Origin of the sequence: Oceanibacterium hippocampi (assembly GCF_900172325.1) — a bacterium.
GTDB lineage: Bacteria > Pseudomonadota > Alphaproteobacteria > Sneathiellales > Sneathiellaceae > Oceanibacterium > Oceanibacterium hippocampi.
In genome coordinates this window covers 2,019,107-2,045,504 of record NZ_FWFR01000001.1, presented here as the reverse complement: position 1 = coordinate 2,045,504, position 26,398 = coordinate 2,019,107, and the positions used below count along the sequence as shown (strand labels likewise).

Annotated in this window: 27 protein-coding genes and 1 tRNA gene; 7 read left to right on the top strand and 21 right to left on the bottom strand. The window is 67.7% G+C overall.

The genetic code is table 11. The features are described from left to right. The first annotated feature begins 625 nt into the window (after window positions 1–625). Entirely contained in the window at window positions 626–943 is a 318-nt protein-coding gene (locus OCH7691_RS09735) for a PAS domain-containing protein (RefSeq protein ID WP_085883174.1), read from the top strand. Between the two features lie 57 nt (window positions 944–1,000). Then, the gene (locus OCH7691_RS23235) at window positions 1,001–1,147 is read left to right on the top strand and encodes a PAS domain-containing protein (RefSeq protein ID WP_176244982.1); all 147 of its coding nucleotides are present in this window, start codon (window positions 1,001–1,003) and stop codon (window positions 1,145–1,147) included. 3 nt (window positions 1,148–1,150) lie between these two features. On the opposite strand, the gene OCH7691_RS09730 is transcribed toward OCH7691_RS23235, so the two are convergent. From OCH7691_RS09730 to OCH7691_RS09700, 7 genes are all read right to left on the bottom strand, one after another. Beyond that, entirely contained in the window at window positions 1,151–1,897 is a 747-nt protein-coding gene (locus OCH7691_RS09730) for an adenylate/guanylate cyclase domain-containing protein (RefSeq protein WP_139839605.1), read from the bottom strand. A 195-nt stretch (window positions 1,898–2,092) separates the two neighbouring features. Beyond that, window positions 2,093–2,167: transfer RNA gene (locus OCH7691_RS09725), tRNA-Glu, on the bottom strand. 136 nt (window positions 2,168–2,303) lie between these two features. Further along, window positions 2,304–4,103 (bottom strand): single-stranded-DNA-specific exonuclease RecJ, encoded by a 1,800-nt coding sequence (gene recJ, locus OCH7691_RS09720; RefSeq protein WP_085883592.1) that lies wholly within the window; start codon window positions 4,101–4,103, stop codon window positions 2,304–2,306. 7 nt (window positions 4,104–4,110) lie between these two features. Beyond that, window positions 4,111–5,064: a class II fructose-bisphosphatase gene (gene glpX, locus OCH7691_RS09715; protein WP_176244981.1), complete on the bottom strand. Its 954-nt coding sequence runs from the start codon at window positions 5,062–5,064 to the stop codon at window positions 4,111–4,113. 51 nt (window positions 5,065–5,115) lie between these two features. Next, on the bottom strand, window positions 5,116–6,408 hold the full coding sequence (locus OCH7691_RS09710) for a homoserine dehydrogenase (RefSeq protein WP_085883172.1): 1,293 nt from the start codon (window positions 6,406–6,408) through the stop codon (window positions 5,116–5,118). Continuing rightward, window positions 6,405–7,622, bottom strand: a complete 1,218-nt coding sequence (locus tag OCH7691_RS09705; protein ID WP_085883171.1) for an LL-diaminopimelate aminotransferase — start codon at window positions 7,620–7,622, stop codon at window positions 6,405–6,407. The genes OCH7691_RS09710 and OCH7691_RS09705 overlap by 4 nt, the downstream gene beginning before the upstream one ends. Window positions 7,623–7,744: 122 nt before the next feature. Then, window positions 7,745–9,133, bottom strand: a complete 1,389-nt coding sequence (locus OCH7691_RS09700; RefSeq protein ID WP_085883170.1) for an OmpA family protein — start codon at window positions 9,131–9,133, stop codon at window positions 7,745–7,747. A gap of 183 nt (window positions 9,134–9,316) precedes the next feature. On the opposite strand from OCH7691_RS09700, the gene OCH7691_RS09695 reads away from it, so the two are divergent. Beyond that, window positions 9,317–11,110, top strand: a complete 1,794-nt coding sequence (locus tag OCH7691_RS09695) for a PHA/PHB synthase family protein (RefSeq protein WP_217807882.1) — start codon at window positions 9,317–9,319, stop codon at window positions 11,108–11,110. On the opposite strand, the gene OCH7691_RS09690 is transcribed toward OCH7691_RS09695, so the two are convergent. The 5 genes from OCH7691_RS09690 to argC form a co-directional block, all read right to left on the bottom strand. After that, a complete protein-coding gene (locus OCH7691_RS09690; protein ID WP_085883168.1) occupies window positions 11,097–12,287 on the bottom strand; it encodes an MFS transporter in 1,191 nt (396 codons plus the stop codon). The two genes, OCH7691_RS09695 and OCH7691_RS09690, sit on opposite strands and share 14 nt — an antisense overlap. 124 nt (window positions 12,288–12,411) lie before the next feature. Further along, window positions 12,412–13,059, bottom strand: a complete 648-nt coding sequence (locus OCH7691_RS09685; RefSeq protein ID WP_176244980.1) for a cytochrome P460 family protein — start codon at window positions 13,057–13,059, stop codon at window positions 12,412–12,414. Window positions 13,060–13,125: 66 nt separating this feature from the next. Further along, on the bottom strand, window positions 13,126–14,163 hold the full coding sequence (locus tag OCH7691_RS09680) for a cytochrome P460 family protein (RefSeq protein WP_085883166.1): 1,038 nt from the start codon (window positions 14,161–14,163) through the stop codon (window positions 13,126–13,128). A 136-nt stretch (window positions 14,164–14,299) separates the two neighbouring features. Then, window positions 14,300–14,854, bottom strand: coding sequence for a gamma carbonic anhydrase family protein (locus OCH7691_RS09675; protein ID WP_217807881.1), 555 nt, complete (start codon window positions 14,852–14,854; stop codon window positions 14,300–14,302). Then, a complete protein-coding gene (gene argC / locus OCH7691_RS09670; RefSeq protein ID WP_085883165.1) occupies window positions 14,851–15,903 on the bottom strand; it encodes an N-acetyl-gamma-glutamyl-phosphate reductase in 1,053 nt (350 codons plus the stop codon). The genes OCH7691_RS09675 and argC overlap by 4 nt, the downstream gene beginning before the upstream one ends. A 173-nt stretch (window positions 15,904–16,076) precedes the next feature. Here argC and OCH7691_RS09665 point away from each other — a divergent pair, with 173 nt between their 5' ends. Beyond that, the gene (locus OCH7691_RS09665; protein ID WP_085883164.1) at window positions 16,077–17,849 is read left to right on the top strand and encodes an adenylate/guanylate cyclase domain-containing protein; all 1,773 of its coding nucleotides are present in this window, start codon (window positions 16,077–16,079) and stop codon (window positions 17,847–17,849) included. Between the two features lie 90 nt (window positions 17,850–17,939). On the opposite strand, the gene rpsI is transcribed toward OCH7691_RS09665, so the two are convergent. From rpsI to OCH7691_RS09640, 5 genes are all read right to left on the bottom strand, one after another. Further along, window positions 17,940–18,434: a 30S ribosomal protein S9 gene (gene rpsI, locus OCH7691_RS09660; protein WP_085883163.1), complete on the bottom strand. Its 495-nt coding sequence runs from the start codon at window positions 18,432–18,434 to the stop codon at window positions 17,940–17,942. Window positions 18,435–18,436: 2 nt separating this feature from the next. Further along, complete coding sequence (gene rplM / locus OCH7691_RS09655) at window positions 18,437–18,901, bottom strand: 50S ribosomal protein L13 (protein ID WP_085883162.1); 465 nt, start codon at window positions 18,899–18,901, stop codon at window positions 18,437–18,439. Window positions 18,902–19,094: 193 nt separating this feature from the next. Continuing rightward, complete coding sequence (locus tag OCH7691_RS09650) at window positions 19,095–19,514, bottom strand: PaaI family thioesterase (RefSeq protein ID WP_085883161.1); 420 nt, start codon at window positions 19,512–19,514, stop codon at window positions 19,095–19,097. A 297-nt stretch (window positions 19,515–19,811) separates the two neighbouring features. Beyond that, window positions 19,812–20,420: a PEP-CTERM sorting domain-containing protein gene (locus OCH7691_RS09645; protein WP_085883160.1), complete on the bottom strand. Its 609-nt coding sequence runs from the start codon at window positions 20,418–20,420 to the stop codon at window positions 19,812–19,814. 294 nt (window positions 20,421–20,714) lie between these two features. Beyond that, complete coding sequence (locus OCH7691_RS09640) at window positions 20,715–21,320, bottom strand: PEP-CTERM sorting domain-containing protein (RefSeq protein ID WP_085883159.1); 606 nt, start codon at window positions 21,318–21,320, stop codon at window positions 20,715–20,717. A 306-nt stretch (window positions 21,321–21,626) separates the two neighbouring features. Between OCH7691_RS09640 and OCH7691_RS09635 the strand changes: the two genes are divergently transcribed. The 3 genes from OCH7691_RS09635 to OCH7691_RS09625 are packed head-to-tail and all read left to right on the top strand — an operon-like array spanning window position 21,627 to window position 24,200. Continuing rightward, complete coding sequence (locus OCH7691_RS09635; protein ID WP_085883158.1) at window positions 21,627–22,418, top strand: enoyl-CoA hydratase; 792 nt, start codon at window positions 21,627–21,629, stop codon at window positions 22,416–22,418. 10 nt (window positions 22,419–22,428) lie between these two features. Further along, entirely contained in the window at window positions 22,429–22,917 is a 489-nt protein-coding gene (locus tag OCH7691_RS09630; RefSeq protein WP_085883157.1) for a CoA-binding protein, read from the top strand. Continuing rightward, window positions 22,914–24,200 carry an O-acetylhomoserine aminocarboxypropyltransferase gene (locus tag OCH7691_RS09625; RefSeq protein WP_085883156.1) on the top strand — a complete coding sequence of 429 codons (1,287 nt, stop codon included), beginning with the start codon at window positions 22,914–22,916 and terminating at the stop codon, window positions 24,198–24,200. The genes OCH7691_RS09630 and OCH7691_RS09625 overlap by 4 nt, the downstream gene beginning before the upstream one ends. 24 nt (window positions 24,201–24,224) lie before the next feature. Here OCH7691_RS09625 and OCH7691_RS09620 read toward each other — a convergent pair whose 3' ends face one another. From OCH7691_RS09620 to OCH7691_RS09605, 4 genes are read right to left on the bottom strand one after another with little or no spacing between them, the layout of a single operon-like run. Further along, the gene (locus OCH7691_RS09620; RefSeq protein ID WP_085883155.1) at window positions 24,225–24,689 is read right to left on the bottom strand and encodes a periplasmic heavy metal sensor; all 465 of its coding nucleotides are present in this window, start codon (window positions 24,687–24,689) and stop codon (window positions 24,225–24,227) included. Then, the gene (locus OCH7691_RS09615) at window positions 24,689–25,171 is read right to left on the bottom strand and encodes a hypothetical protein (protein WP_085883154.1); all 483 of its coding nucleotides are present in this window, start codon (window positions 25,169–25,171) and stop codon (window positions 24,689–24,691) included. Before OCH7691_RS09615 ends, OCH7691_RS09620 begins: the two co-directional genes overlap by 1 nt. Next, window positions 25,168–25,929 (bottom strand): RNA polymerase sigma factor, encoded by a 762-nt coding sequence (locus OCH7691_RS09610; protein WP_370853112.1) that lies wholly within the window; start codon window positions 25,927–25,929, stop codon window positions 25,168–25,170. The genes OCH7691_RS09615 and OCH7691_RS09610 overlap by 4 nt, the downstream gene beginning before the upstream one ends. Next, complete coding sequence (locus OCH7691_RS09605; protein WP_085883152.1) at window positions 25,901–26,389, bottom strand: EF-hand domain-containing protein; 489 nt, start codon at window positions 26,387–26,389, stop codon at window positions 25,901–25,903. Before OCH7691_RS09605 ends, OCH7691_RS09610 begins: the two co-directional genes overlap by 29 nt. Between the last annotated feature and the right edge of the window lie 9 nt (window positions 26,390–26,398).

Below are 26,398 nucleotides of genomic sequence, written 5' to 3'. Positions count from 1 at the left end.
CTGTAAAGTTTTTCATTTCCGCCGACGCGCCTCGCCCGATGGCGCGGCATGTCAGCCGGATTTCCTGTCGACCACACCAGATCTTCATCGGCCACCCGGTAACTTTCGGGAAACGGATGCACGCCGTCGTCGACGCGTGATGGCGGGTCACGGTAATGCGAGTTGTGTTCGCACCCTCCCCTCGGGCCGATCTCCCGGCGATCGGAACCATTCCGCGACCGCTACCGGGGCCTGTCGGCCATCTGCCTGCGGTTGCACCCGGCTAGCGCCGGATAACCCCGCCTGACGTGTAAGTGTCCGCAATTCGTCGCGCCAACGGCGTATACCAAGGCGACAGTCAATATCGCAGAGCCGACACCAGACTAACGGAGATCGGCGGGGCGATCCAGTCCCGCCGCTCCGCTGTCCCTGCCGTGACACGGGCCTGCGCGAAAATCTGTGGTGGCGGCAAGCGCGGCGAAGACGACATGGCCCGATCATGTCGGCGCAAACACAGGCCACCAATGCCACAACTTTGATCCAATACAACCACGCAAAAATAAAATTATGCTGAATTGTTTGTTAATGTCCTGAAACCTTGGCCCGAACCCGTCAAGAGTCCGTTTCGGCAACAGAAGGTACAGTCATGAATAAACTGCATGCGTACGAAACCGAACGACCAACCGATACTGTCGCGGCAAACCTGATCCGCTCCGGGCTCGATCCCGACTTGCAGATCGCCAACCCGATTCTTGCCCTCGGTCTCGACGCCTGGCGATCCTTGTGCGGCGCGCGGCCGATGCCGGCGCCGAAGGATATCGATCCGCTGATGCTCCCGCGCGCGATCCTGCCCCACGTCCTGCTTCTCGACATCGAGCAGGGACCGCCCGCGCGCTTCCGCTGGCGGCTGATCGGCACCCATATCACGCAGACCCTCGGCCGCGATTGCAGCGGCTGCTACTGAGACGACATCTACCCGCCGGCGATCAAGGCCGCGCTTACCGAGGCGCCGCAATGGGCCATGGACCATTGCCGGCCGATCCGGGTCACCGGCACGGCGCAGCATGCCGGGAAGGACTTCCTGGCCGCCGAGAGCGTCAACATGCCGCTGTCCACGGACGGCCGCACGGTCGACCGGCTGTTCATGGTGACCGTCTTTTCCTACTGACGCTCAGGCCGCGGCGGCGATCACATGGCCCAGCAGCGGCTGCTCGATACCCTTGAGGGTCAGCGGGCGCGCGACGGCGCCGCCGGCCAGTTGCGGCGCCAGGGCGGCGCATTCCGAGGAAACGATCACCTCGCCAGCCGCCGCCGCGGATTCCAGTCGCGACGCGAGATTGACCGTACCGCCGATGGCGGTGAATTCGCTGTGATCGGTCGAGAATTCGCCGATCTCGACCTTTCCGCTGTGAATGCCGACGCCGACGCCGACCGTCTCCCCCGGCGGCAGATCGAGGCGCGCGGCCAGACGCGACAGTTCCGCCTTGCAGAGCCGCTGGATATCGAGCGCCGCGGCGATCGCCGCCTCGGCATGGGCCTCGACCTTGATCGGGAAATTGAAGATCGCCATCAGCCCGTCGCCCATCTGCTTGTTGACGATACCGTCGTGGGCCCAGATGCCGCGTGCGCACTGGTCGTGGAAGGCGCTGACGATCTCGCTCAGTTCGAGCGGCTCGAGCCGCTCGGAAAGCCGCGTGTAACCGCGGATGTCGGCGAACAGGATGGTCGCGACAGTGGAGATATGCTTCTGCTTCTGGACGCGCCGGAAGGCCCGCTCGCAGATCGTGCAGATATTGGGGTTCATCCTGCTGCGGGAGATTCCGACGATGCGGAACGGCACCGCCAGGGGTCCCCGTATCGGGATCGGCACATGCATCTGGTCCCAGCAACCACGGCAAATGCGCGACAAGCGGTCCATGTGAAATCCGGGAAATCACCGATCGGGAGAATTCTTCGCGAAACATACACCCGCGTGAACGGGGCGCATAGCACTCCTTGCGTCGGCCGGCATGCGACCGAAAGCCGGACCAGGCCGCGGACGGCCGCCCCTTGCGGGGCCGGTTTCGCGGGTCAGGAATTTCGAAGGAAGGGCGTTTCCGCGCAGCGGAGAAAGTGGCGACCCCAACGGGACTCGAACCCGTGTTTTCGGCGTGAAAGGCCGACGTCCTAACCACTAGACGATGGGGTCCTCGTGGCCACGGGGTGGGAAATAAAGGCAATCCGCGTGGAAATCAAGCCTGCCGGAAGAACCGCGCGAAACTGCCCGTTCTTTACCCTTTCGTCATGTGCAGCGCGTCCGCCCTTCGGGCGACGGGGAGCGCCGGTCAACCGGCGGCGAAGGCCGCGTCCTCGATGGTGAATTGCAGGCGCCGTTCGCCGCGCCAGGTATCGGCCCGCAGATGCCCGGCGAGATGCAGCCGGCGGCCCTTGCTGCCGAGCAGCGCCGGTCCGAGCGGACCGTCGATGCTGCGAAAGGCGATGCCGGCCAGCCGGCCGCCATCGGCGCCGGCAAGCACGCAGCGGACATGCCGTTCGCCGACGATGTCGGCGCGTACGATGGTGACGTCGGGAAGCGCGAATCGCGGCTCCGGATTACCCGCGCCGAACGGCCCGGCCTGGGCCAGAAGATCGATGAAGTCGACGGTTGCCCCGCCGCAGCGGAGCGCGCCGTCGAAACCGAGGCTGGCTGCCTGGCGGGCTTCGCCGACCTGCGCCGAGAGGCGTTCGGCAAGGAATTCGCGCAGCGCCGGCACACGGTCGCGGGCAACCGTCAGTCCGGCCGCCATCGCGTGGCCGCCGCCATTGACCAGCAGGCCGGCCTGTCGCGCCGCGGTCACGGCCGCACCGAGATCGACGCCCGGCACCGACCGGCCCGAGCCCCGCCCGACCTCGCCGTCGAGGGCGATGACCAGCGCCGGGCGGCGGAAGCGATCCTTGAGCCGCGATGCGACGATACCGATCACGCCCGGGTGCCAGCCCTCGCCGGCGGCAATGGCGATCGGCCCGGGATCGTCGCCCGCCGCCTCGACCATGCCGATCGCGGCGCTCTCGATCCCCGCCTCGATATCGCGCCGTTCGCCGTTCAGCCGGTCGAGCTCGCGGGCGAGCGCGGCCGCCTCCATGGGGTCTTCCGTGGTCAGGATCTCGACGCCCAGGCTGGACCGGCCGACCCGGCCGCCGGCATTGACCCGGGGGCCGATCAGGAAGCCGACATGATAGGTCCCGGGCGCCTCGGAAAGGCCGGCGACATCGGCCAGCGCGGCGATCCCGCAGTTGTTCCGGCGGGCCATGACCTTCAGGCCCTGGCGGACCAGCGCCCGGTTGATCCCGGTCAGCGGAACGACATCGCAGACCGTGCCGAGGGCCACGAGGTCGAGCCATTGCAGCAGGTTCGGCTCGGCCCTGGCGGCACCGAAATGGCCGGCCGCGCGAAGCGCCCGGTTGAGCGCCACGACCAGCATGAAGGCGACGCCGACGGCGGCAAGCTGGCCGTAGCCCGGCTCCTCGTCGAGCCGGTTCGGGTTGATCACCGCGAGTGCCCGGGGCAGCGCCGGCTCGGCCAGGTGATGGTCGACGACGATGACCTCGAGCCCGGCCTCGGCGGCCGCCTCGAGCGGGGCATGGGCGACGGTTCCGCAATCGACGGTGACGACGATCCGCGCGCCCTTCCCTGCAAGCGAGAGCATCGCCGGCGCGTTCGGGCCGTAGCCTTCGCGCAGGCGATCGGGAATATGTACCAGCGGGCGGGCGCCGACGGCGTCCAGGTAACGCCAGAGCAGCGCCGAGGAGGTCGCCCCGTCGACGTCGTAATCGCCGAAGATCGCGATCGTCTCGCCCTTGACCACCGCCGCGGCGAGACGGGCGGCAGCCGCCTCCATGTCGTGGAAGCGGGCCGGATCGGGCAGCAGGCCCTTCAGGGTCGGGTCGAGATAGTCGGACGCGTCATCCCGGTCGACCCCCCGGCCGGCGAGCACGCGGCCGATCACCTCGGGCACGTCGATCGCCTGGGCGATCGCCATGCCGAGCCGGTCGTCGGCGAGCCGGCTGCGCCAGCGGCGGCCGGTCAGCGACTGCTCGACACCGAGAAAGGCAGGCGCGGAAGAAACCTCGACAGGCGGCGCCATCGGCACCTCAGATCTTCTGCCTCGCCTTGATCCAGCGCACGGTGCCCGAGATCGAGCGCATGACCAGGGTGTCGGTATAGACGAAGCCGTTGTCGCGCCGCACGCCCTTGAGCATGGAGCCGTCGGTGACCCCGGTGGCGGCGAAGATCACGTCGCCGGAAGCGAGTTCCTCGCGGCTGTACTTGCGGTCGAGGTCGGTGATCCCGATGCGGTGCGCGCGGCCGCGCTCGTCATCGTTGCGGAACACCAGACGGCCCTGCATCTGGCCGCCGATGCAATGCAGCGCGGCGGCGGCGAGCACGCCCTCCGGGGCGCCGCCGATACCCATGTAGATGTCGATCTGGGTCTCGGGGTCGGAGGTCCAGATGACCCCGGCGACATCGCCGTCGCTGATCAGCTTGACCCGGGCGCCGGTCTCGCGCACCGACGCGATCATGTCGCCGTGGCGCGGCCGGTCGAGGATGCAGGCCGTCAGGTCGCCGACCTCGACGCCCTTGGCCTTGGCGAGCGCGCGCATGTTCTCGGCCGGCGAGCGATCGAGATCGACGACCCCTTCCGGCAGGCCGCCGCCGACGGCGATCTTCTCCATGTAGACGTCCGGCGAGTTGAGGAAATGCCCCTTCTCGGCGACCGCGATCACGGCAAGCGCGTTCGGCCCGGCCTTGGCGGTCAGCGTGGTGCCCTCCAGCGGGTCGAGGGCGATGTCGACCTCGGGCCCCTCGCCGGTGCCGACCTCCTCGCCGATATAGAGCATCGGCGCCTCGTCGCGCTCGCCTTCGCCGATCACCACCGTGCCCCGGATATTGACCGAGTTGAGCGCGGTCCGCATGGCGTCGACGGCGGCCTGGTCGGCCGCCTTCTCGTCGCCAAACCCGACCTGGGCGTGGGCGGCCCGGGCGGCGGCCTCGGTCACCCGCACGATCTCAAGGGTCAGATTGCGGCCCAGTGGCGATACAGACATGTTCTCTTCCCTCTCCCGGCCGCTTCCCGTCCGGGAAGTCGGCATTTCAGTTCAAAACTCTTCGATACGAATGATGCGCGGCGGCTCGATCACGCTCTCGATCCGCCGGAAGGCCTCCAGCGCGCGCAGCATCGCCGCCTCCTCCGTCTCGTGCGTCAGCATCACCACAGGGACCGGCTCGTTCTCCGAACGGCCGCGCTGCAGCAGGCTGTCGATCGAGATCCGCTCGTCGCGGAGCACGGCGGAAATCTCGGCGATCACGCCCGGCCGGTCATAAACCACGAGGCGGACATAGTAGCAACCGACATGGCGGGCCATCGGCACCGCCTCGAAGCGGCTCATGTCGGCGCTCGGCACGCCGAAGATCGGCGCCTGGCGTCCGGCCACGATGTCGATCACGTCGGCGACCACGGCCGACGCGGTCGGCCCGGCGCCGGCGCCGCGCCCGACATAGACGGTGCTGTCGACGAAATCGCCGTCGGCCACCACCGCGTTGAACACGCCGTCGATCTTGGCGATCGCCGCCTCGGCCGGCACCATGCAGGGATGGACCCGCTGCTCGATCCCGTTCGGCGTCTGCCGGGCGATCGCGAGCAGCTTGATCACGTAGCCGAGCTCGCGGGCATAGGCGATGTCGGTCGCCGCGACATTGGCGATTCCCTCGATATGGACGGCCTCGAAATTGACCGCCGAACCGAAGGCGATGCTGGTCAGGATCGCCAACTTGTGCGCGGCATCGATGCCCTCGACGTCGAAGGTCGGATCGGCCTCGGCAAAGCCGAGCCGCTGGGCATCGGCCAGGATGTCGTTGAAGTCCCGGCCGCTCGCCGCCATCTCGGTCAGGATATAGTTGCAGGTCCCGTTCAGAATGCCGTAGACGCGGCTGATGCGGTTCGCCGCCAGCCCTTCCCGCATCGCCTTGACGATTGGAATGCCACCGGCGACGGCGGCCTCGTAGGCGAGCGCGATACCGGCCGCCTCGGCCGCCTCGGCGATCTCCGAGCCGTGCAGCGCGAGCAGCGCCTTGTTGGCGGTGACCACCGGCTTGCCGGCGGCGATCGCCGCGTCGATCACGGCCCGGGCGATGCCGTCGGAGCCGCCGATCAGCTCGAGCACGATATCGACCGCCGGGTCGGCGGCCAGCGCCGCCGCGTCGTCATGCCAGGTCACGCCCGCGAGATCGACGCCCCGGTCGCGGGCCCGGTCGCGCGCCGAGACGGCGGCAACCTCGATCCTGCTGCCGCAGCGCCGGGCGATCCGGTCGCCGTTCTTCCGCAACAGTTCCACGACCCCGGCACCGACCGTGCCGAGGCCGGCGATCCCTACCCCTACCGTTTTCGTCACGACGCCAGTACCCGTTCCCTGTCAGAGGTCGTCCCCGTCCCGCCGGAGCCGAGAAATCGCCTGATGCTGCGGCACGCCTGCCGGATGCGCTGCTCGTTCTCGACCAGCGCGATGCGGACATGGTCGTCGCCATATTCGCCGAAGCCGAGCCCCGGGGCGACCGCGACCCCGCATTCGCGCAGCAGCAGCTTGGAGAATTCGAGGCTGCCGAGATGACGGAACGGTTCCGGGATCGGCGCCCAGGCGAACATCGTCGCCTCGGGCGACGGCACGTCCCAGCCGGCAGCGGCCAGCCCCTGGATCAGCACGTCGCGGCGCTCCCGGTAGCGGTTGCGGGCCTCGGCGACGCAATCCTGCGGGCCGTTCAGCGCCGCCGTCGCGGCCACCTGGATCGGCGTGAAGGCGCCGTAGTCGAGATAGGACTTGATGCGGGTCAGGGCCGCGATCAGCGCCTTGTTGCCGGTCGCGAAGCCGATCCGCCAGCCCGGCATCGAATAGGTCTTGGAGAGCGAGGTGAATTCGACGGCAACGTCGCGCGCGCCGGGCACCTGCAGGATCGAGGGCGGCGGGGCGCCGAAATAGATCTCGGCATAGGCGACGTCGGAGAGGATGTAGAGATTGCGGCGCCGGGCGAAATCGACCAGTTCGGCGTAATAGTCGAGATCGACCGTCATCGCCGTCGGGTTCGACGGGAAATTGATCACCAGCGCGACCGGCGCCGGCACGCAATGGCGCGCCGCGCGCTCGATATTGGCAAGGAAGTCGGTGTTCGGGCCGATCTCCACGTGGCGGATCACGCCGCCGGCGATCATGAAGCCGTAGGGATGGATCGGGTAGCTCGGGTTCGGCACCAGGATGACGTCGCCGGGACCGGTGATCGCCATCGCCAGGTTGGCAAGTCCCTCCTTCGAGCCGAGCGTGACAATGGTCTCGCTGTCGGGGTCGATCTCGACGCCGAAGCGGCGCGCGTAATAGGCCGCGTTGGCGCGCCGGAGGCCCGGAATGCCGCGGCTGGTCGAATAGCGGTGCGTGCGGCCGTCGCGCACGGTCTCGACCAGCTTTTCGACGATATGGGCAGGCGTCGCCGCGTCCGGATTGCCCATGCCGAAATCGATGATGTCCTCGCCGCGCGCCCGGGCCGCCGCCTTCATGCGGTTGACCTCTTCGAAGACATAGGGCGGCAGGCGCTTGATACGGTGAAAGTCGACGTCCATGGATCTGTTCCAGTTCGGGGCCGGGCCGGCCGTGGCCCGACGGTTCCGGTCCCTGCGGCCGGCACGCGACAACCTCGTCGGGAGCCGTTTTCTAGCCGAAAACGGCCATTCCTTCCAAGCCGTTAGTCGAAGAAGATTTCAACACGGCGATTTTCCGCCTCGCCGCTCGGCATGGCTTCGTAATAGACCGGCTCGGAATCGCCCTTGGCCTCGATCAGGATGCGCGCCGGATCGACGCCCGCCTCGGCCAGGACCTGGGCGACGGCGCGGGCACGCGCCATCGACATCCTGAAATTGACCATCATGTGCTCTTCGATCGACATGTTCCGGGTCCGACTGGAGGCATGGCCGACGACCCGCACGTAACCGGCATACTGGCCGAGCTTTTCCGCGACCACCGCGATCCTGGCACGGTCGCCGTTGCCGAGCCGGGTCGATCCGTCGCCGAACTTGATCACCGCTTCCGGATTGCCCGGCCAGGAACCGCCGTCGGACGAGCCCGAGGCCGCACCGGCCGTCGCCCCGGCGTCGAAGGCGAAGCTCGCCGGAGCCTGGGCGCCACCCGGGACCGTCGCGCGGTTCGGGTCGAAGGCGATATTGGGCGGCAGCGTGGTCGCGCCCGCCGACGACGCGGCGAGCTGGCTGTTGTAGACGTCCTCGAGCACGTTCCCTGTCGCGCTCACGGCCGGCGCCTGCGTCGGCGCCGTGGCTTGCGGCTGCGCCGCGGGATAGCTCGGGGCTGACGGCGCGCGCGCGACCGTGGTCGGGGCCGGCGGCATCGACGGCGCCGTCACGGGCGGCGGCGCAATGGCCCTGCCGCCGACCGGCGGCGCCACCTGCGGTGGCGTCGGGGCGGCCGGCACGACCGAGCCCGCGGCCGCTGCGGTCGTCGCGGCTGTCCCCGCGGCCGTCGTCGCGGCCGTGGCGGCAGCGCCGGCGGTCGCTGTCGTCGCGGCGGCTGTGCCGCTGCCTGCCATCTGGCTGATCATCGGCGTCGGGCTGCGCGGCGCGGCCAGGGTGTCGGTCGCGACCGGCATCTGCGGCGCGGCGGCGGGCAGGTCCTGCAGGGCGGCGGGCCTCGGCGCGGTCACCTCTGGCAACTGCTGCTGTGCGGCCGGCGTTTCCGCCATCCGGCTGGCCGGCTTCGATCCGGCAACGGCGGCCTCCGTATCGGCACGCAGCACCTCGTCCGTGTAACGGGCATTGTCGCGATCGGCGACCAGGCCCTCGGCAAGCGTGCGGCGTTCGGCCGCCGTCGAGGTCTCGGCCGGCCGCTCGGGCACCGAGCGGAGATCCGGGAACTCCTTCGATTCGCCGGGCACGCTCGCATCGGCCTCCGCATCGGCAACTTCCGGCCCGTCGGTTGTGATATTGTCGTAAATCGCAACCGGGTTGGCCCAGTCGGGAACATACGAGCAGGCGCCCAGCAGAATGGTCAGGGCGAACATGGCCGGATAGGCGCCGATCCGGCTGCGGGACACGGCCGCGTCGGGTTCCTGTCGCAAGGTCATTCGCATCGTTCGTTCCTCTCGCGGGGCTGCGGGGACACCCTTTGCCCGGCAATACTACTCGAAATGTTGCCGGCCCGGCGACCCGGGCGGACTTCATTACGCCAATGGCGAGAATTATATAATTGACGGCGGAGCGATAGGGCCAGACCCTTTGTATCCAGGACCGTCAAAAGGAGCTTGAGGGTGAGCCAAAACCTAGGCGAGAATTTCCAGCTTCCCGACCCCGGTGAATTTTCACGCAATATGGTGAAGATTGCGGCCAAGAGCCAGGAACTTGTAACCGAGTTCCTCGAGCGTCAACAGGCCCGCGGCGACAGCGCCAGCGATCCCCTCAATATCGGCGGCGCCTTCCTCGAGATGACCACTAAGATGATGGCCGATCCGAGCCGGATCTTCGAGGCCCAGTTCGGTCTCTGGACGAGCTACCTGGAACTCTGGCAGCAGACCGCCAACCGCATGCTCGGCGGCGAGGCCGAGGCGGTTGCGGAACCGGCCAAGGGCGACAAGCGCTTCCGGAACCCGGAATGGGACGAGAACCAGATCTTCGACTTCATCAAGCAGTCCTACCTGCTCACCGCGCGCTGGATGCAGAACACGGTCAACAATGTCGAGGGGCTGGACGAGAAGACCGCCAAGAAGGTCGATTTCTATACCCGGCAGTTCGTCGATGCGATGGCCCCGACAAACTTCGTCATGACCAACCCCGAGGTGCTCAAGGCGACCCTCGAGAGCAACGGCGAGAACCTGGTCAAGGGGCTCGACAACCTGCTCGGGGATCTCGACCGGGGGACCGGAAAGCTCAACATCAAGATGACCGACATGGAAGCCTTCCGGATCGGCGAGAATGTCGCCGTGACCGAAGGCAAGGTCATCTACCAGAACGAACTGATGCAGCTCCTGCAATATGCCCCGCGGACCGAGAAGGTCTACAGGAAGCCGTTGCTGATCGTGCCGCCCTGGATCAACAAGTTCTACATCCTCGATCTCCGGGCCGACAATTCCTTCATCCGCTGGGCCGCCGACCAGGGCTACACCGTGTTCGTCATCTCCTGGGTCAATCCGGACACGGCGCTCGCCGAGCGCAGCTTCGCCGACTACATGAAGGGCGGCATCCTGGCGGCGCTCGACGCCATCGAGGAAGCGATCGGCGAGAAGGAAGTGACGGCGATCGGCTACTGCATCGGCGGCACGCTGATGGCGACGACGCTCGCCTACCTGGCGGCGACCGAGCAGAAACGGATCACCGCCTGCACCTTCTTCGCCGCACAGGTCGATTTCTCGGAACCGGGCGAGCTATCGGTCTTCATCGACGAGGAACAGATCCGCGCCATCGAGGAGCAGATGAAGGAGCAGGGCTATCTCGACGCCTCGGCGATGGCCTCGACCTTCAACATGTTGCGCGCCAACGACCTGATCTGGTCGTTCGTGGTCAACAACTACCTGCTCGGCAAGGACCCCTTCCCCTTCGACCTGCTGTTCTGGAACGCGGACGCCACGCGGATGCCGAAGGAGCTGCATTCCTACTATCTGCGCAACATGTACCAGAAGAACCTGCTGTCGAAACCGGGCGCGCTGGAGATCGAAGGCGTGCCGATCGACCTCGGCAAGATCAGGATCCCGATTTACCTGCAGGCCAGCAAGGAAGACCATATCGCGCCCTATACCTCGGTCTTCCGGGCGACCGGGCTCTATTCCGGCCCGGTCCGCTTCATGCTCGCCGGTTCCGGCCACATCGCCGGCGTCATCAACCCGCCGTCGGCGAAGAAGTACCAGCACTGGATCAACGACAGCCGCAAGAAATACGCGACGGCCGAGGAGTGGCTCGCCGACGCGACCGAGAAGCCGGGCTCCTGGTGGGAGGACTGGGACCGCTGGCTGTCGCGCAAGTCGGGGCCGAAGGTGCCGGCCCGGATCCCGGGCGAAGGTGGCCTGAAGGCGATCGAGGACGCGCCGGGATCCTACGTCAAGGTCCGCTGACGGCCGGCGCACGGCTGGCCAGCAGGTAGCAGACCAGCCCGGCGAGCGCGGTCGCCGTAACGACCTCGAGGACGAGGGTGTAGCCGCCCGCCTCCCAGATCAGCGATCCGACGAAGGGCGCCAGCGCCGCCGCGGTCAGGTAGGGCACGGCAAGCGCGCCGTTCATCATGCCGAAATTGCGCGAGCCCAGGATATCGCGGGTCGTCACCGGCTTCATGATGCTGGTGACGCCGAAGCCGCTGCCGTGCAGCAGCACGAACAACGCCACCAGGAACGGTACGGCCACCGCGCCGATCAGGCAGAGCACGCCGACGACGACCGCGAGGAAGCAGGCGACGGTGATGGACCGGGTGCCGATATGGCGCTCGAAGGCGACCACGGCGAGCCGCCCGGCGACCTGCATCGGCCCGATCATCGAGGCGGCCAACACCGCCTGCGAGACAGCCAGCCCCCGGTCGGCAAGGATCGGCAGCAGGTGGCTCAATATGACGCTATGCGTCATGACCAGCAGCGAGAAGGCGGCGGCCAGCAGCCAGAAGGCCGGCCGCCGCAGGAATGGCCGGGCGGCCGCCTCCTCCGCCGTGAGCGGCAGGGAATCCGCGTCCGCCGGTCGGCCCGCCTCGAGGTAACGGGCGCCGAGCCAGGTCGCGGGCACGCCGATCAGCGCCATCAGGGCGGCGAAAACCAGCACCGCCGCCGGCCAGCCGCCCCATTCCGCGACGACATGGTTGAGCGGGAAGGAAAGCGTGCCGGCAAAACCGGCGATCAGGGTGATCAGGGTGATCCGGCGCCGCGCGAGTTCGCCCGAGGCGCGCGTCACAAGCGCGAAACAGGGTTCGTAGAGTGACCCCGACATCGCGATACCGATCAGCAGCCAGATCGCGACGAACTGCCAGACCTCTCCGGCAAGCGCCAGCGATCCGATCAGCAGCGCGCCGGCAAGCCCCGACAAGGCCATCATCGCCGGGCCCCGGCCGCGATCGATCAGCCGCCCGGCAATCGGCGAACACAGCGCCGAGACCACGACGGCACCGGCGAAGGCACCGGTCAGCGTCGTCTTCGACCAGCCGAGCGCGCTTTCCCAGCGCAGCAGCAGGGCCGGGAACAGGTAGAATGTCCCAGCCCAGAAGATGGTCTGGCCAAGGGCCAGGCAGAGAATGGCGCGCCGTTCTGTCATCGGTTCACGGACAATAGAGGGTGACGGGCCGGCCCGGATGAGCGCCCGAAGCGGCGACGATATCGCCTTTTCCGGATCCGTTGAACGACCCGGCGTCGTTTTTCGCCGTCGCCCGGCGTGGCCGTCAGTCGACCTGGCGGACGCGTTTCGGCATGAAGAAGAGGTAGTCGTAGGCCTTGCGGGCCACGTGACAGTCGGCGCAGAAGCGCATCTCGGCGCCGTTGTCGCCGTTTGTATCGCCGAGCACCGAGCCGTCGGGCAGGATCATCGCGTAGCGCCAGTCACCGTTCTTCGGCGCGAAGCCCGGCGCCATCTTCTCCATGATGAAGAAGGCGCTCGGCAGCACCGTCCCGTCGGCGGTCACGGAGAAGCTGTCCTTCGCCAGCACGGAGCCGGCCGGCATGGCCACCCCGCGCTCGGCCCGGGCATAGGGCCCCTCGGCGATCCCGTTGCCGTAATTGTTGACGAAACGCTCGCCATGGGTGGCGGAACGGTATGGCGCCCGGTTGAAGCGCCGCCAGTCGCGGTAGTCGCGGGCCGTCGCATCCTCCGAACGGCCATACCGTTCGGCGAGGTCGTCGACGAGTTCGCGGTAGATCGCCTCCGCCGCCGCATCGTCGAGATCTGCCGGATCGTCCAGCCTGAAATGCTCATGGATCCCGAAGGCCGCGTCATCGTCCTGGGCCACGGCAAGACTTGCGAAGCCGGCCAGGAAAACAGAGGCCGCGAGTACGAGAGCCCAGTAACCGACACTTCCGCGCACAGAGCGCATCGGGCGCCTCCTGTCGGCGGGGTCGCCGGCCCGGGCCTGTCGCCCGGACCGGCCGAACCGCCCCATTCAGTTTACACGCATCTCTTCCGGCATGAAGAACAAGTCATCCTGGTCCTCCATCGCGACGTGGCATTCGTAACAGAACTGCACGGTCTGGCTGCCCGCGCCGTTGGTCACGCCGGCGACCTGGCCGGTCGGCATGATCATGGAATATTTCCAGTCATGGCTCGCCGCGTTGAAACCGGCCGGCATCTTCTCCATCAGGAAAAGCGGCCCGGCCGCGACCTTGCCGTCCGGCATGACGGTGAAGCTGTCCTTGGCCAGCACCGATCCGGCCGGCATGGTGCCGACATCCTCGTACTTGCCGTAGGCCTCCTGGCCGACCCCGTTGGCGTAGTTGTTGACGAAGCGTCCGCCATGGGTCGCCGAGGGATAGGGCGCGATGGAGAAATTCTTCCAGGACGTGTACTGCACCGCGACCGCATCGCCCGACTTGACATAGCCGGCCTTCATTTCCGCCCGCAGGCAGTCGTAAACCGCGACCGCCTCGGCATTGCTGATCTCGACCTCTTCCGCCGCCGCGCAGGGATTGCACGGGTTGCAGGCCGACGCGGCACAGGGATTCTTCGCCGCGCAGGGATTGCAGGCGCCCTTCGCCGCGCACGGATTGCAGGCCCCCTTCGCCGCACAGGGATTCTTCGCCGCGCACGGGTTGGCGAGCGCCGCCTTCATCAGGCGCGGCACGTTGCAGGCCGCCGAGACGGCAGCACCGCCGGCCGCGCATGGATTGCACGGATTGCAGGCCGAGGCGGCGCAGGGGTTCTTCGCCGCACAGGGGTTGCAGGCGTTCTTCGCGGCACAGGGGTTCTTTGCCGCGCAGGGGTTACAGGCGCTCTTCGCCGCGCAGGGGTTGCAGGCCGCAGCGACCAGGAGCGACCGCGCGCCGGCATCGGCCGGACGGGCCGCCGCCGGCGGATTGGCCGCGCGGTCCTGCCCGGCGGCGATCGCCTGCGGACCGATCGCGGCGACGGCAACGACTCCGCCCAGCCCCGCGATCAGGGGAATGAAGGTGGTGGTGAGCAATTTGTTCCGAAATCCGTGCATCCGACGCCTCCCGCGATGAGAAAACCATGCCCGGAATCCTAGAAGGCCCATCGGGCGCGGTCTTCTCAACTCCTCTCACTTCACTGTGAGAGGTCCGCGAGCGGAAGCGAGTCACCCGGCACAGGAAGCCGGGGGGTCAGCCGAGCTGGTCCCGGTAGCGGGCCGCGAGTTCGGCGTAATGCTCGGCGCCGGAGGTCAGGTTGGCGATCTCCTCGGGCCGCAGGTCGCGCAGCCGCTTCGCCGGACGGCCGCCCCATAGGCCGCCCGCCTCGACCCGCGTGCCCGGCGTGACCAGGGAGCCCGCGGCGACCATGGCGCCGCTTTCGACGACGGCATCGTCCATCACCGTCGCGTTCATGCCGACGAAGCCGCCATCCTCGATCCGGCAGCCGTGCAGCATGCAGAGATGGCCGACCAGCACGTTGTCGCCGATGATCGTCGGATGGCGATCGGTCGTGACGTGGATGACGCTGCCGTCCTGGACGTTGCTGTTGGCGCCGATCCGGACATAGTGCACGTCGGCGCGGATCACGACGTTGAACCAGACGCTCGACCCGGCGCCGATCTCGACATCGCCGATGATGTTCGCCGACGGCGCGATGAAGGCATCGGCGGCGATGAGCGGGCGCTTGCCGCGCCACGGCAGGATCAGCGGCGACGGCACCGGGGCCGCATCCGTCCCGCCGCTCACGGGAACAGCGGCGCCTGGCCGAGGCCGCGGCGTTCGTCGAGGCCATACATGATGTTCATGTCCTGCACCGCCTGGCCGGAGGATCCCTTGGTCAGGTTGTCGATCGCCGAGACCAGTACCGCCCGGCCCGGCCGGCGATCCGCATGGACGCCGATCAGGCAATGGTTGGAGCCCCGGACATGCTGGGTCGCGGGCGCGAAGCCCGCCGGCAGGACGCGCACGAAGGGCTCGTCCGCGTAGCGCGCGTCGAGCGTGGCGCGCAGGTCGTCGGCACTCGCCCCGTCCCGGAGACGCACGTAGATCGTCGAGAGAATGCCCCGGCTCATCGGCACCAGGTGCGGCGTGAAGCCGATGGTGACCGGCTGGCCCGCGGCAACGCTCAGTTCCTGCTCCATCTCCGGCATGTGACGATGACCGGCGATGCCATAGGCGCTGAAGCCCTCGCCGACCTCGGAGAACAGCATCCCCTCCTTCGCCGCGCGCCCGGCGCCGGTGGTGCCCGACTTGGCATCGATCGTGATCTCGTCGATGACGATCTGCCCGGCCTCGAGCAGCGGAATCAGCGGCAGCAGCGCCCCGGTCGGATAGCAGCCCGGCGCGGCGACCAGCCGGGCCCGCGCGATCTCGTCCCGGTAGGCCTCGGTGAGCCCGTAGACGGCATCGCTTTGCAGCGCCGGCGCCCGGTGCTCGTGGCCGTACCATTCCGCGTAGGTGGCGATGTCGCGGAGCCGGAAGTCAGCCGACAGGTCGACGATCTTCAGATGTTCCGGCAGCGCGGCGATGATCTCCTGCGTGGTGCCGTGCGGCAGGCAGCAGAAGGCGACATCCATGGCCGACCAGTCGACCTCGTCGTTGGCGACCAGCGTCGGCAGGCCGAGACCGCCGAGATGGGGAAAGACCGCCTCGATCGGCTGGCCGGCGCGTCGGTCGGCGGTCAGCGCGGCGATGTTCACGCCGTCATGGGTGACCAGGAGCCTGAGCAGTTCCGCCCCGGTATAGCCCGAGGCGCCGAGCACGCCGACATTGAGCCTGTTTCCGCCGATCGACACGACCTTGATCCTCTTCCATCAAAAGCGGCGTCCCGACGAAGCGTGAGACGCCGCCGCCAATAAGCCAACGGCGCGCCGCTGCGTCAAGGCGCGATCGCCATCCGGCGTCGATGGACTCCCCTGCCCGCCCCGCATAGACTCGCGCCGGGACCCGGGCAAGGAAAGCGGTCGGCATGGCCACGGCGCGCGTTGCAAGGCGATTGGCGGCGATCCTGGCCGCCGACGTGGTCGGCTATTCCCGGCTCGTCCGCGCCGACGAGGAGGCGACGCTCGCCGCGCTCGGCGACCTGCGCAACGGGATCATCGATCCGGTGATAACCGGGCATGACGGGCGGATCTTCAAGCTGATGGGCGACGGCCTTCTCGCGGTCTTCCCGAGCGTGGTCGAGGCTGTCCGCGCGGCCGTCGAGATCCAGCAGGCGCTGGCCGAACGCTGCGCCCCGGGGACCGCGACGGCGCCGATCCGGTTCCGCGTCGGCGTCAATCTCGGCGACGTGGTGGTAGACGGCGATGACCTGCAGGGCGACGGCGTGAACGTCGCGTCCAGGCTCGAGGGCATCGCCGAGCCCGGCGGCATCTGCATCTCGGACTCGGTTCACGAACAGATCCGCGATCGGAGCGGGCTTGTCTTCGCCGATCTCGGCGACCGGATGCTCAAGAATTTCGACCGGCCCGTGCGGGCCTGGCGCTGGGCCCGCGACGGGGCGGCGGCACCGGCCGCGGCCGCCACCGCAGCGGCCGCGCCGTTGCCACAGTCGGAGAGGCCGTCAATCGCCGTCCTGCCGTTCACCAACATGAGCGGCGATCCGGACCAGGACTATTTCGCCGACGGCATGGTGGACGAGATCATCACCGGCCTCGCGCGGCTCCGCTGGCTGACCGTGATCGCCCGCAATTCGAGCTTCGCCTACAAGGGCAAGTCATCCGACATCCGCCTGGTCGGCCGGGAACTCGCGGTCCGCTACGTGGTCGAGGGCAGTGTCCGCAAGTCCGGCAACAACGTGCGCATCTCCGCCCAGCTTATCGAGGCGGAAAGCGGCGGCCATCTCTGGGCCGATCGCTTCTCGGGCGCCCTCGACGACGTCTTCGACCTGCAGGACCGGATCACGGCGGGCGTCGTCGCCGCCATCGAGCCCTCGGTGCGCCAGGCCGAGATCGAGCGGGCCAAGCGCAAGCGCCCGGACAATCTCGACGCCTACGATCTCTATCTGCGCGGGCTGGAACAATCCTATATCTTCACGCCGGCCAGCCGCGATGCCGGGCTGTCGCTGCTCGAACAGGCAATCGCCCTCGATCCGGGCTATGCGGAAGCGCATGGCGTCGCCGCCTTCTGCCTGCAGCAACGCTATCTCTGGGGCGGTCGGGCGCCGGCCGACCGGCTGGCGGCGCTCGAACACGCGGAAGCGGTCGCGGCGGCGAGGACCGACGATTCCACCGCGCTCGCCCTAGCCGCGCTGGCGTTCAGCGCCCTCGGCCAACGCCATGAAAGCGCGCTGGTGATGGTCGAACGCGCGCTGGAGCGCAACCCGAGCTCGGCCATCGCGCACAATGTCGGCGCCCTGGTGAACATGATCCTCGGCCGCCCCGACACCAGCGCCGAGCACGCCCGGCTTTCGCTCCGGCTCAGCCCGTTCGACCCGCTGCGCCATATCCCCGAAAGCGCACTGGCCGCGGCCCACCTGGCCTCGGGCGAACATGACGCGGCGCTGGCCTGTGCCCGCCGGGCGCTGGAGGCCAATCCCGTCTTCTCGCCCGGCCTGACGACGCTGGCACTCTGCCTGGTCAGGCTCGGCCGGGCTGAGGAAGCGCGAGCGACCGTCCGCCGGCTGCTCGAGATCGCGCCCGACACCCGGCTGGCGACGCTGCAGGAACGCTACCTGTTCGCGAACGGTCTCGGGGTCGAGCGGGTCGTCGCCGACCTGCGCCTCGCCGGCCTGCCGGACTGAGGCGGCCGGAGACAGGCTCCCGAACGAAGAAAGCGCAGCCCGGAGGCTGCGCTTTTCCCGATAACCCCGAAGGATCGTTGAGGACCGGCCTCAGCGCTTCGAGAACTGGAAGGAACGGCGGGCCTTGGCGCGGCCGTACTTCTTCCGCTCGACGGTACGCGCGTCGCGGGTGAGGAAGCCCTCCGCCTTCAGCGCGCCGCGGAGCGTCGGCTCGTAATGCGTCAGCGCCTTGGAGATGCCGTGACGGACCGCGCCGGCCTGGCCGGACAGCCCGCCGCCCTTGACGGTGCAGACCACGTCATACTGGCCGTTGCGGCCGGCGATCTCGAACGGCTGGTTGAGCAGCATGCGCAGCACCGGACGGGCGAAATAGACTTCCTGGTCGCGGCCGTTGACGGTGACCCGGCCGGAGCCCGGCTTGATCCAGACGCGGGCGACCGCGTCCTTGCGCTTGCCGGTGGCATAGGAACGGCCCTGCGGATCGATCTTCGGCTCGTAGGTGACGGCTTCGTCAGCCACCGTCGCCTCGCCTTCGACGCCGGTCAGACCCTTCAGGTCCTCGAGCGACTGTGCTTCATCGGCCATGCTCAGGCACTCCTCTTGTTCTTCGCGTTCAGCGCACCGAGGTCGAGGACCTCGGGCTGCTGGGCCTCGTGCGGATGTTCGGCGCCGGCATAGACGCGAAGCTTGCCGAACTGGTCACGGCCGAGCGGACCGCGCGGGATCATCCGCTGTACCGCCTTCAGCACGACCCGCTCCGGGAATTTCCCTTCCAGGATCTTCTCCGGGGTCGTGCTCTTGATGCCGCCGGGATGGCCGGTGTGGCGATAGTAGACCTTGTCGGTCCGCTTGCGGCCGGTTAGCCGGATCTTGTCCGCATTGACCACGATGACATGATCGCCGCAATCCATATGCGGGGTATACATGGCCTTGTGCTTGCCACGGAGGCGATCGGCGACGATCACGGCGAGACGACCGAGGACCACGTCCTCGGCGTCGATCAGAAGCCATTTGCGCTCGATGTCGCCGGGCTTCGCTGAATAGGTCTTCATGGGGACCCCATTTGGCGGTTGTGCCTGTTGAAAGACGCGAAGGGGCCGCGAGCGACCCCTTGTTGCGGCGCTATATACGCGTCGCCTTCGCGCGCCGTCAAGCGAAATAGCGCATAGTTTCAAATGGTTTATCGTCGCGGTATCATGATACCGCAATTTCGGACCGATCCCGAAGAACCCCCGCCGGTCCGCTTCAGGCCGCCGCCCCCGCCGCCGGGATCGCGTAGGTGAGGGTCGCGAAGGCGACCGCGTCCGGATCGCCGACGCTGTGGATCTCCACCGTCCCCGTGGCCAGTCGCCGGCCGAGCTTGAGAATGCGCGCCTCGGCGACGATATCGCCGGCCGGCGGCTTGCGCAGGAAGGAGATGTTGAGGTTGCTCGTGACCGCGAGCGCCACCGGCCCGAGTTCGGCCAGGATCGCCAGATACATCGCGCAATCGGACAACGCCATCATCGTCGGGCCGGAAATGGTGCCGCCCGGCCGCAGGTGGCGATTGTCGACCGGCAGGTGGATCCGAGCCGAGCGACCGCCCGCCGCCTCGATCCGCATGCCCATGTGATCCATCTGGGGAAACTGCTCGCGCATGAAGCGTTCGAGCATCTTGACGTCCATCACCGCCACGCCGGTTACTCCCTTACATCACGCCTGCAAGGTCGTTATAGCGAGCCCGCCCCGTTCGGGCCAAGCCCGACGTGGATCGCGGAACGGGAAAGGGAGACGGCGGCCCCATGGCAGAAACGAGAGCGGCGGCGCCAGGGGCGCCGCATGGCAGAGCAGAAACGAGAGCGGCGGCGCCAGGGGCGCCGCGCATGGCAGAAACGAGAATGGCGGCGCCAGGGGCGCCGCATGGCAGAAAAGAAAACGGCGGCACCAGGGGCGCCGCCGTCTCCGTAACCGATGTCGGCTGTGTTACGCGGCCTTGCGGCGACGCGCGATGCCGAGACCGAGCAGGCCGAGGCCGAGCAGGCCGAGCGCGGCCGGCTCCGGAACTTCCGCTTCCTCAAGCAGGGTGATCGTCGCCTTGACCTTGGTGCTGTTGCCCAGGCCACCCTCGAGGATGTTGCTGAAGACCACCGAGAAGGAATTGCCGTCGGAGTCGGTCAGCGTGCCCGGCTGGGTCGTCCAGGTCACGGTGCCGCCCGAGATCAGACCCAGGAAGGTCGCGTAGGAGCCGTTGCCCGAGCCGGTGGCGCCGCCGGTACCGGTCGGCGCGTCGAAGGCAAGGGTGGCCGCGATGTCGGCGGTTCCGCCGGTAAGGAAGCCGGAAACGGAGATCTTGAAGAAGTTGACGGTCTTGCTATCGCCGACTTCCAGATCGAAGACTTCGCTGTCGAGCGAGGCGAGGATCGAGGCGGTCGGCGCGGTGCAGCCGAGACCGATGCAGCTGTGATTGCTGATGGTGACACTGGACGCGGGCGCGCCGGCGAGATCGAAGCTTACCGTGGCGGAAGCCGTTCCGGCGAAGGCGAGGCCGGCGACGAGGCCGGCGGTGGCGAGGCCAGTTTTCATCCAGTTCATGACATTCTCCCTGACAATAAATCGGTTCAGAATTCGGTCGAAGGGCGATGCGCTCGCCACCTCATGCCCTGAATATCAGCAAATTGCGTGCCAAGACTCGATGCGTGGAAAATCAACAACTTGGCGCGATGGCGGTTGCGAGGTCCCGTAAAACTGTTGGGAATCTTTACATTCTCGCGGGGTGGATCGCTTCAAGTCGAAATACGAGAGCGGCGGCGCCAGGGGCGCCGCATGGCAGAAACGAAAACGGCGGCGCCAGGGGCGCCGCCGTCTCATCAACCGATGTCGGCTGTGTTACGCGGCCTTGCGGCGACGCGCGATGCCGAGACCGAGCAGGCCGAGGCCAAGCAGGCCCAGCGCGGCCGGCTCCGGAACTTCCGCTTCCTGGAGCAGCTTGATCGTCGCCTTGACGGTCGCGGTGTTGCCCAGGCCACCCTCGAGGATGTTGCTGAAGACCACCGAGAACATGTTGCCGTCGGCATCGGTCAGCGTGCCCGGCTGCGTATCCCAGGTCAGAACACCGCCAGAGACGACACCGAGGAACGTCGCATAGCCGCCGCTGCCGGAACCGGCGCCGCCGGCGACCGAAGGCGCATCGAAGGCGAGCGTCGCGGCAACGTCAAAGGAGCCGGCCGAGAGGAAGCCACCGACCGAGATGTCGAAGAAGTTGACGGACTTGCTTTCGCCGACCTCGAGATCGAAGACCTGGCTGTCGAGCGAGCCGAGGATCGAGGCGGTCGGGGTCGTGCAGCCGAGACCGATGCAGCTGTGATTGCTGATCGTCACACTGGACGCAGGCGCGCCGGCGAGATCGAAGCTCACCGTGGCCGAGGCCGTGCCGGCGAAGGCGAGACCGGCGACGAGGCCGGCGGCGGCGAGACCAGATTTCAACCAGTTCATTGTACTCTCCGAATACGGGAAAAATTCGTTTCAACGTGAGGGGCAAACTGCACCCGAACTACTCGCCCATCTCGTTAGCAAGTCCCGTGCCAGAGTAATGTTCCATATTTTTCAGTATGTTAGAAGACCCTTGCCGCAGCGAGCCACGCGTACTGTTACAATAATTTACAGATTCACCGGTTCGGGAAGCTGTGCGGCGGCGGCGTTGATCGGTTTCGGCCAGGCGCTATATTGCGCGCAGGGCGACGCTCCGCCGATTTCGCGATCCGAGCGCAACCCTGCCGCCACCAGCCGAGAGGGTCCGCCGTGCCGACCGCCCAGAATGAAGAGAGCCTCCTGCGCGACAACCGCGACGGCATCGCGACCCTGACGCTCAATCGCCCGCGCCAGAGAAATGCGCTTTCGGGCGCGCTGATCGCGGCAATCCACGACGCCCTGCGGGACCTCGAAGCGGACGACAGCGTCCGGGTCGTCGTCATCGCCGCCAGCGGCACCGCCTTCTCCGCCGGCCACGACCTCGCCGAGGTCCGCGCCATCGAGGGGGTCGACGGCTACCGGACCCTGTTCCGGCAATGCAGCGACATGATGCTGGCGGTGCTCCGCCATCCGAAGCCGGTCATCGCCCGCGTCCAGGGAACGGCCACGGCGGCGGGTTGCCAGCTTGTCGCGAGCTGCGACCTCGCGGTCGCCGCGGCGGACGCGCGCTTCGCCACGCCGGGCGTCAATATCGGCCTGTTCTGCTCGACGCCGATGGTCGCGCTGTCGCGCAATGTCGGCCGCAAGCAGGCGATGGAAATGCTGCTGACCGGCGACATGATCGACGCGGCCACGGCGCGGGACTTCGGCCTGGTCAACCGGGTCGTCGAAGCCGCGAGGCTGGAAGACGAGACGCTGGCGCTTGCCCGGCAGATCGCGGAGAAATCGCCGCTCACGCTCAAGATCGGCAAGGAAGCCTTCTATCGCCAGCTGGAACTCGGCGTCAGCGACGCCTATGACTATGCCAGCGAGGTGATGACCCGGAACATGCTGGCACGCGACGCCGGCGAAGGGATCTCGGCCTTTCTCGAGAAGCGCCCGCCCCGCTGGGAAGGCCGCTGAGGACATTGCGATGAATCACGAATCCTACGCGGACGACTATATCCGCGACATTCTCGGCACGACACGGACGATCGCCATGGTCGGCGCATCGGCCAACTGGAAGCGGCCGAGCCATTTCGCCATGAAGTACCTGCAGAAGCGCGGCTACAAGGTGATCCCAGTCAATCCGGGACAGGCCGGCGGCGAGATCCTGGGCGAGACGGTCTATGCCACGCTTGGCGACATCCCGGAGCCGGTCGACATGGTCGATTGCTTTCGCAATTCCGACGCCATGGTGCCGATCGCCGAGGATGCGATCCGGATCGGCGCGAAGATCCTGTGGATGCAGCTCGGCGTCATCAATGACGAGGCCGCGCGCCTCGTCGAGGCTGCCGGTCTGAAGGTCGTCATGAACCGCTGCCCGAAAATCGAGTTCGGTCGCCTGAACGGCGAGATCGGCTGGCTCGGGGTCAACAGCAACGTCATATCAAGCAAACGAAGAAAAAGGATCGAAAGATGAGCGCGGACAAGGCACCAGGCTTCGACACACTGGCCATTCATGCGGGCGCGGCGCCCGACCCGACGACGGGTTCGCGGGCGACGCCGATTTACCAGACCGCGTCCTTCGTCTTCGACGACGTCGATCACGCCGCCTCGCTCTTCAACCTGCAGGAATTCGGGAACATCTATTCCCGCCTGACCAACCCGACCAACGCGGTGCTGGAGGAACGGCTCGCCGCTCTCGAAGGCGGCCGCACCGCGCTCGCCGTCGCCTCGGGCCACGCCGCGCAGATGGTCGCGTTCCACGTGCTGATGGAACCGGGCGACGAGATCATCGCCTCCAACCGGCTCTACGGCGGCTCGATCACGCAGCTTTCGGTCTCGTTCCGGAAATTCGGCTGGAAGGTCACCTTCGTCGACGTGGACGATCCCGAGAATATCCGCAAGGCGCTCACCGACCGCACGCGGGCGGTGTTCATCGAGAGCCTGGCCAATCCGGGCGGCGTGGTCTCCGACATCGCCGCGATCGCCGCGGTCGCCCACGGCGGCGGCGTCCCGCTGATCGTCGACAACACGCTGGCGACCCCCTACCTGTGCCGGCCGATCGATCACGGCGCCGATATCGTCGTCCATTCGCTGACCAAGTTCCTGTGCGGCAACGGCACCACGATCGGCGGCATAATCGTCGAGGCCGGCCGCTTCGACTGGTCGGCTTCCGACAAGTTCCCGGCCATCTCGAAGCCGAGCCCGGCCTATCACGGCATGGTCTTTCACGAGACCTTCGGCGACATGGCCTTCGGCATCGCCGCCCGCGCGCTCAGCCTGCGTGACCTCGGCCCGGCGCTGTCGCCCTTCAACGCCTTCCTGATCCTGAACGGGATCGAGACGCTGAGCCTGCGCATGGACCGGCATTGCAGCAATGCCCTGACGGTGGCGAAGCACCTCGCCGGCCATGACAAGGTCGCCTGGGTCAACTATGCCGGCCTGCCGGGCGATCGTTACAACAAGCTGGCCAGACAGTACCTGCCGCGCGGCGCCGGGGCGGTCTTCACCTTCGGCGTCAAGGGCGGCTACGAGGCCGGCGTGAAGCTGGTCGAGAATGTCGAGCTGTTCTCTCATCTCGCCAATATCGGCGACGTGCGGAGCCTGATCATCCACCCCGCCTCGACCACCCATCGGCAGCTTTCCGAGGAGCAGCTCGCCGCCGCCGGCGCCGGGCCGGACGTGGTCCGGCTCTCGATCGGGCTGGAAGCGGTCGACGACATCATCGCCGATCTCGACCAGGCACTCGCGAAGACCTGACGGGACGACGACCGAACCGGTCGATCAGGGACGCGGCCCGCCATGCCGGCGCGGCCGCGTCATTGTTTCACGATAGAGCTCGCGTCCTTCCGGACTGAGCACCTCCATGACGTCGAGCATGGTTTCGTGGATCGCCTGCTGGGCGGCCAGCGATCGTGCGCGCATCTCTGCCTGCGCGGCGGCGACCGTCGCCCGGTCGAAGGGCTCGGCGGCAAGGGCCGCCTGGAAATCGCGCCGCGCCGCGCGCAGGGCATCGATCCGTTCATCGACGACCGGATCGCGCACCGCCTGCAGCCTGTCGAGCGCCTGCCGATCCTTCCCGTCCAGCTTGCTTTCCAGCCGTTCCAGGAAATGCGGCCCGCCGCGGTGCCGGTCGCCATGGTCGTGGGCCCGCAGCCAGTGACCGGCCGCGAGGCCGCCGAGCAGCAGGTTGACGGCAACCGAGAGCACCAGGGCCACTGCCAGGTAGCGGGTCTTCGGACCGGGCATCAGTTATCCTCCCACGAAGCAAGCCCGCCATAGGCCAGGGTCTCGAGATCGGCGGCGGCCGTGACATAGACGACGCCTTCGTCGCTCGCCGGCGGACTGGCAACGCCGATCGTGAGGCCGAGCAGTGCCGCCATGAGCAGGCCCGCGGCCGGTCGCCAGATCGGACCGAAGGGCCACAGCGCCGCCAGACGGGTGCCGAACCGGGCCCCCGGCGCACGCGCCAGAACGGCACCGTAGAGCGCGGCTGACGGGGCCGGACCAGGCGCGAAGAATGCCGCCTCGTCGAGTCGACGGTCGAGACGTGCCGCCGCCGCGCGATGAGCCTCCACGGTCGGCTGGCCGGACTCCAGCAGGCGGGCCAGGCCGCGCTCGGCAGCCGGCCAGCGGGCCGGATCGGCACCATAGGCGTCCAGCAGCTCGATCACGCGCCGGAGTTGTCCGGCCGCCATGGCGGAATCGTCGCTGCCGCTCCTGTCGGTCATGTCCTGTCTCCTTTGCGTCCGCCCTCGCGGCCTTCCCGGTCCCGGTCCGGACCGAACTCGTCACGCAGATGGCCGAGCCTGTCCCGAAGCGTTCGCCGGGCCCGCGAGAGCAGCGATTCCAATGCCTCGACGCTGACCTGCATCGCCTTCGCCGCCTCGATATTGCCGAACTCGAGATAATGTACCAGATGCATCGCGCTTGCCTGACGTTCCGGGAGCCGGCCGAGCGCGGCATCGATCTCGCGGCCGAGTTCGCCCTGGCGATAGCGTTCGGCCGGGTCCGGCGCCGGATCGGCAAGCCGTTCAAGCGTGCCGTCGTCGTCACCGGGCCGGGCCGCCTCGCTGCCCCGCCGCCGCATCCGGTCGACGCAGAGATTGCGTGCCACCCGGTAAAGCCATGTCCCGACACGGGCCTCCGGCCGCCAGTCCGCCGCCTGTTTCCAGAGCCTCAGGAAGGCTTCCTGGCTGACATCCTCGGCCTCGTGGCTGTCGCCCAGCAGGCGTGTCGCCAGGGCATGAATGCGCGGCAGCTCGGCCATGACGAGGGCACGCGAGGCCGCCTGATCGCCGGCGGCGACACGGCGCATCAGCGCCGCGTCGCTCGCTCTCGCGTCGTCGCTTTCCCGCGTTCCGGGATCCTCGGGCTGTCGGTCCGCCATCGCGGCGGATTCTAGCGCGTCCATCCTGTCGGCATAACCTGACATGCGGGCAACGGGAAAACAGGGCGGCCTATTCGGACTTCGAGTCGTCCGGGTGATGCTTCTCGTGCATCTCCTTCATGTTCTTCATGCCGTGCCGACGGGCATCCTCGGCACTCAGCACGCCGTCGCGGTTCCGGTCCATGCGGCCGAAGCGCATGGTCGCGAGGTCGGCGAACTCGCTTTCGGAGATCACGCCGTCGCCGTTCAGGTCCTGGCGATCGAAATGCCGCTTCATGCGTTCGGCCCGGCGCTGCTCGACATAATTGGCGAATTCCTCCGGCGTCATGTTGCCGTCGCCGTCCGCGTCGGCGGCCTTGAAGCGCTCGGCGCCGAGCGCCTTGGCTTCCTCGAGCGTGACCTTGCCGTCCTTGTCGGCATCCGCCGCGGTCATCGCCGCCTTGGCCCAGCCGTGCCCACCCTTGTGGCCGCCCATATGGCCATGGGCAATCGCGGAGGTCGCGGCAAGCGGCAGCGCGAGGGTCGCGGCGAGGACTAGGGCAAGTGTTTTCGGGTGCATCGTCGTCTC

Excerpts from the sequence above, each read along its gene's own strand:
- OCH7691_RS09735 (WP_085883174.1), top strand. The coding sequence starts at position 626 with ATGAATAAACTGCATGCGTACGAAACCGAACGACCAACCGATACTGTC.
- OCH7691_RS23235 (WP_176244982.1), top strand. The coding sequence starts at position 1,001 with ATGGACCATTGCCGGCCGATCCGGGTCACCGGCACGGCGCAGCATGCC.
- OCH7691_RS09730 (WP_139839605.1), bottom strand. The coding sequence starts at position 1,897 with ATGGACCGCTTGTCGCGCATTTGCCGTGGTTGCTGGGACCAGATGCAT.
- recJ (WP_085883592.1), bottom strand. The coding sequence starts at position 4,103 with ATGGCGCCGCCTGTCGAGGTTTCTTCCGCGCCTGCCTTTCTCGGTGTC.
- glpX (WP_176244981.1), bottom strand. The coding sequence starts at position 5,064 with ATGTCTGTATCGCCACTGGGCCGCAATCTGACCCTTGAGATCGTGCGG.
- OCH7691_RS09705 (WP_085883171.1), bottom strand. The coding sequence starts at position 7,622 with ATGGACGTCGACTTTCACCGTATCAAGCGCCTGCCGCCCTATGTCTTC.
- OCH7691_RS09700 (WP_085883170.1), bottom strand. The coding sequence starts at position 9,133 with ATGACCTTGCGACAGGAACCCGACGCGGCCGTGTCCCGCAGCCGGATC.
- OCH7691_RS09690 (WP_085883168.1), bottom strand. The coding sequence starts at position 12,287 with ATGACAGAACGGCGCGCCATTCTCTGCCTGGCCCTTGGCCAGACCATC.
- OCH7691_RS09685 (WP_176244980.1), bottom strand. The coding sequence starts at position 13,059 with ATGCGCTCTGTGCGCGGAAGTGTCGGTTACTGGGCTCTCGTACTCGCG.
- OCH7691_RS09680 (WP_085883166.1), bottom strand. The coding sequence starts at position 14,163 with ATGCACGGATTTCGGAACAAATTGCTCACCACCACCTTCATTCCCCTG.
- OCH7691_RS09665 (WP_085883164.1), top strand. The coding sequence starts at position 16,077 with ATGGCCACGGCGCGCGTTGCAAGGCGATTGGCGGCGATCCTGGCCGCC.
- rpsI (WP_085883163.1), bottom strand. The coding sequence starts at position 18,434 with ATGGCCGATGAAGCACAGTCGCTCGAGGACCTGAAGGGTCTGACCGGC.
- rplM (WP_085883162.1), bottom strand. The coding sequence starts at position 18,901 with ATGAAGACCTATTCAGCGAAGCCCGGCGACATCGAGCGCAAATGGCTT.
- OCH7691_RS09650 (WP_085883161.1), bottom strand. The coding sequence starts at position 19,514 with ATGGACGTCAAGATGCTCGAACGCTTCATGCGCGAGCAGTTTCCCCAG.
- OCH7691_RS09645 (WP_085883160.1), bottom strand. The coding sequence starts at position 20,420 with ATGAACTGGATGAAAACTGGCCTCGCCACCGCCGGCCTCGTCGCCGGC.
- OCH7691_RS09640 (WP_085883159.1), bottom strand. The coding sequence starts at position 21,320 with ATGAACTGGTTGAAATCTGGTCTCGCCGCCGCCGGCCTCGTCGCCGGT.
- OCH7691_RS09630 (WP_085883157.1), top strand. The coding sequence starts at position 22,429 with ATGAATCACGAATCCTACGCGGACGACTATATCCGCGACATTCTCGGC.
- OCH7691_RS09625 (WP_085883156.1), top strand. The coding sequence starts at position 22,914 with ATGAGCGCGGACAAGGCACCAGGCTTCGACACACTGGCCATTCATGCG.
- OCH7691_RS09620 (WP_085883155.1), bottom strand. The coding sequence starts at position 24,689 with ATGCCCGGTCCGAAGACCCGCTACCTGGCAGTGGCCCTGGTGCTCTCG.
- OCH7691_RS09615 (WP_085883154.1), bottom strand. The coding sequence starts at position 25,171 with ATGACCGACAGGAGCGGCAGCGACGATTCCGCCATGGCGGCCGGACAA.
- OCH7691_RS09605 (WP_085883152.1), bottom strand. The coding sequence starts at position 26,389 with ATGCACCCGAAAACACTTGCCCTAGTCCTCGCCGCGACCCTCGCGCTG.